Raw genomic sequence first — 2,869 nt, forward strand, 5'->3', positions numbered from 1 at the left:
CGCGCGCTTGAACGACGCGGTGAGGGTGAGCCGGTTCTTCGCGACCAGCTGGTCGTAGCGCCGCTGCCCGTCGACGGTGATCCCCGACTGCAGGGTGGAATGGGCGAGCCAGCTGAGGCCGCCGAACGTCGGCGAGGTGAGAAACGCGCTGCGCGCGGAGAAGCCGGCGGCCCGCAGCTGAGCGCTGCCCCGGTGCAGCACCGCGTCGACCCCCTGCGAGAACGACGAGCCCTGGACCGCGACCTTGCCGTAGCTCTCCACGAACACGAGCAGGACGTCCTTGCCGCGCAGCCCGGTGAGCAGCTGATCGCCGGGCGTGGCGCGGAAGCGGTCGTGCGTGAGCTCCCGCGCGAGCGCACCGCGATCGGCCAGGCCGCTGTGCACCAACCGCACCTCCTGCACCGCCAGCGAGGCGGTGCTCGACGAGGCGACTGGCGTGCCGGCGACGTACAAAGCGACCCACAGCGCACCGAGCACCGCGGCCGACCGCAGCGCCCAGTCCCGGTGGGCGGCCGCAACCCGGGTCACACGCAGCAGCGCCAGGACCGGGATGGCGAGGACCACGACGCTCAACACGGCCGCGACGACGACGACGAGGTCGGCGTACGACCTCCCCACCCCGTCGCGCAGCGTTTCGATGCCGATGCCCAGGTAGCCCGAGTCGTCAACGGGCTTGAACGGTCGGTCGAACGCCGTGAAGAACCCGATGTCGAGCACCTTCACGAGGAGGAGCACGCTCAGCACCGCTCCGGCGACGACGGCGAGCACGCGGCGCGGCGCCGTGGGAAGCAGGACGGCCAGCGCGACGACGGCGAGCAGCTCCAGCGGGAGCCGCGCAAACCCGCCGAGGGTGAGGCGGCTCGGCTGGTCGGGCGCGACGACGGCGACCCAGACGAGCACCAGGGCGAGGACGCTGATCGCCGTCGCGACGCCGGCGCGCAGCGGTCCCGGCGCGGGCCGCACGGCACCGGCCGCCGCCACCGGCTCGGGCGCGTCGGCCCGGTGGCGCCACAGCCACCACACGACGTCACTGAACGAGGCAGCGAGCAGGGCGAGCGCCGCGGCCAGAAGGACCTGCATGAGCGTGTGGGGCAGGAGGTCGGCGGCCGCCACCGTCAGTACGACCCCCTGCGTCCCGGCGACCGCCCGGCGCCAGTGGCGCCGCGGCAGCGGTGCGCGCATCCACGGCAGGAGCCACTCGCCGGCGAGGAACACGTAGCGCGCGGCCCCGGCCGCGAGCACCCACGCGCCGTACGCCGGAGCGACGTAGACGCTGAGGGCGAGGATCAGGAAGGCGTCGATCTCGCCGTCGAAGCGCGCGCCCAGCGCGGTGGCCGTCCCGGTGCGCCGCGCCAACGGCCCGTCGGCCAGGTCCAGCACGAGGGCGACGGCGGCGAGCGTCACCAGGAGTCCGACCGGCGCGTCGTGCGTGAACGAGTCCACGGTCAGGGCGGCGACGCCGACCGCGAGGGTGGCCCGGGCCAGCGTCACCCAGGACGCCGGTCCCAGCGGCTCATCCGGACGGCGGGCGAGGCCGCGGGCGAGCGCCGCCGCGATCGTCACCGCGCAGGCGGCGCCGACGGCCAGTCCGGCGACGCCGACGCCGGCCGTCGTCTCTAGGACGGCGAGCAGGAGCGCCTGGGCGAACAGGCCGGCCGCCGGACCCGTCCACCTGGCTCGTTGCCTGGTCATCGGTCGATGAACCGCGGCGAGAGGGCGTAGCGCAGCAGCACGACGTCGCCGATCTGGCGCGTCTCGGCGAGCCGCGCGCGCCGCCCCCGGTGCCAGGGGAAGCGCGCGTCGGTCACGAAGCGCGGAGCGCTCGAGTCGCCGACGAACACCGGTGCGATGACGAGCTGCAACTCGTCGACGAGGTCGTCGGCCAGGAACTGGGTGTGCACGACGCCGCCGCCTTCGACCATGAGCCGCTGCACGCCGCGGTCGGCGAGGTCTTCGCTGAGGCGGCGCATCCGCACGCACGGGCCGCCGTCGACGATCGTCGCCACCAGCCCGAGCCGCGCGCAGGCGTCGGGCACCCGCGCGCTCGAGGTGTAGACGAGCTTCTCGGTCTCGCCAGTGGTGAAGAAGTCCGAGTGAGCGTCGAGGTCCGCCCGGTCGGTCACGGTGATCTTCATCGGCGACGGGGTCAGACCGCGCGCCGTGCGCGCGTCGCGGCGCGCCTGCGACCGCACGAGCAGGCGCGGGTTGTCCGCACGCACGGTGACGGCGCCGACCATGATCGCGTCGCAGGAGGCGCGCACCGCGTCGACCCGGTCGAAGTCGGCGTCGTTGGACAGCGCGAGGCGCGGGGTGCGGTCACCGAGATAGCCGTCCAGCGACACGCTGCAGCTCAACATGGTGTAGGGGCGCTCAGGCATCCGGGGCTGCCTCCGGCCGCGCAGGGACCCTGAGCACGCGGCCGGCCGGCTGCTCGAGCCAGGGCGCCGACGGGGTGCGGCGAACCCAGTCGACGACGAGGACCGCGGCACCCGGCAGGCTGGCGGCGAACACCATCACGCCGTAGACCACCGCGGTGGCGACCCCGAGGGGTGCGCCCAGTCCGGCCGCGGCGAACGCCCAAGCCGTCACGCCCTCGCGCGGCCCCAGCCGCCGATGTTGGGCGGCGCGGCGCCCAGCAGCACGAGCAGCGCTAGCGGCAGCATCCGGGATGGTGACGCGGTTCCTCCGGCGGTCCGCGCGGCGATCAGGAAGGTCATGGCGTGCCCCGCCACGACCAGCGCGGAAGCGAGCGCGATGGCCGGCCACGCTTGCCGAGCCAGCAGGCCGCCGCGCAGGTCGCGCCCAACGGCGTCGCGCACCCTCCCCACCGGGACCGGTCGCGGGCGATCGGCATTCGCGCGATCGCCAC

General features: G+C 74.8%; 3 protein-coding genes and 1 pseudogene. All 4 read right to left on the reverse strand.

The annotated features are described in order from the left end of the window. A partial coding sequence (locus VK501_RS11510; protein WP_324337558.1) for a CDP-alcohol phosphatidyltransferase family protein occupies positions 1–1,692 on the reverse strand: 1,692 nt, incomplete at its 3' end. After that, a complete protein-coding gene (locus VK501_RS11515; RefSeq protein ID WP_324337559.1) occupies positions 1,689–2,378 on the reverse strand; it encodes a RibD family protein in 690 nt (229 codons plus the stop codon). The genes VK501_RS11510 and VK501_RS11515, both read right to left, overlap by 4 nt. After that, positions 2,371–2,589 (reverse strand): hypothetical protein, encoded by a 219-nt coding sequence (locus VK501_RS28905; RefSeq protein ID WP_324337560.1) that lies wholly within the window; start codon positions 2,587–2,589, stop codon positions 2,371–2,373. The genes VK501_RS11515 and VK501_RS28905 overlap by 8 nt, the downstream gene beginning before the upstream one ends. Further along, positions 2,586–2,869, reverse strand: a pseudogene (locus VK501_RS28910) (UPF0104 family protein); the annotation flags it as partial. The pseudogene VK501_RS28910 and the gene VK501_RS28905, both read right to left, overlap by 4 nt.

The organism is Baekduia sp., from assembly GCF_035318805.1.
GTDB lineage: Bacteria > Actinomycetota > Thermoleophilia > Solirubrobacterales > Solirubrobacteraceae > Baekduia.

Bases quoted from the DNA above. Each gene is read 5' to 3' on its own strand.
- VK501_RS11515 (WP_324337559.1), bottom strand. From the start codon at position 2,378: ATGCCTGAGCGCCCCTACACCATGTTGAGCTGCAGCGTGTCGCTGGAC.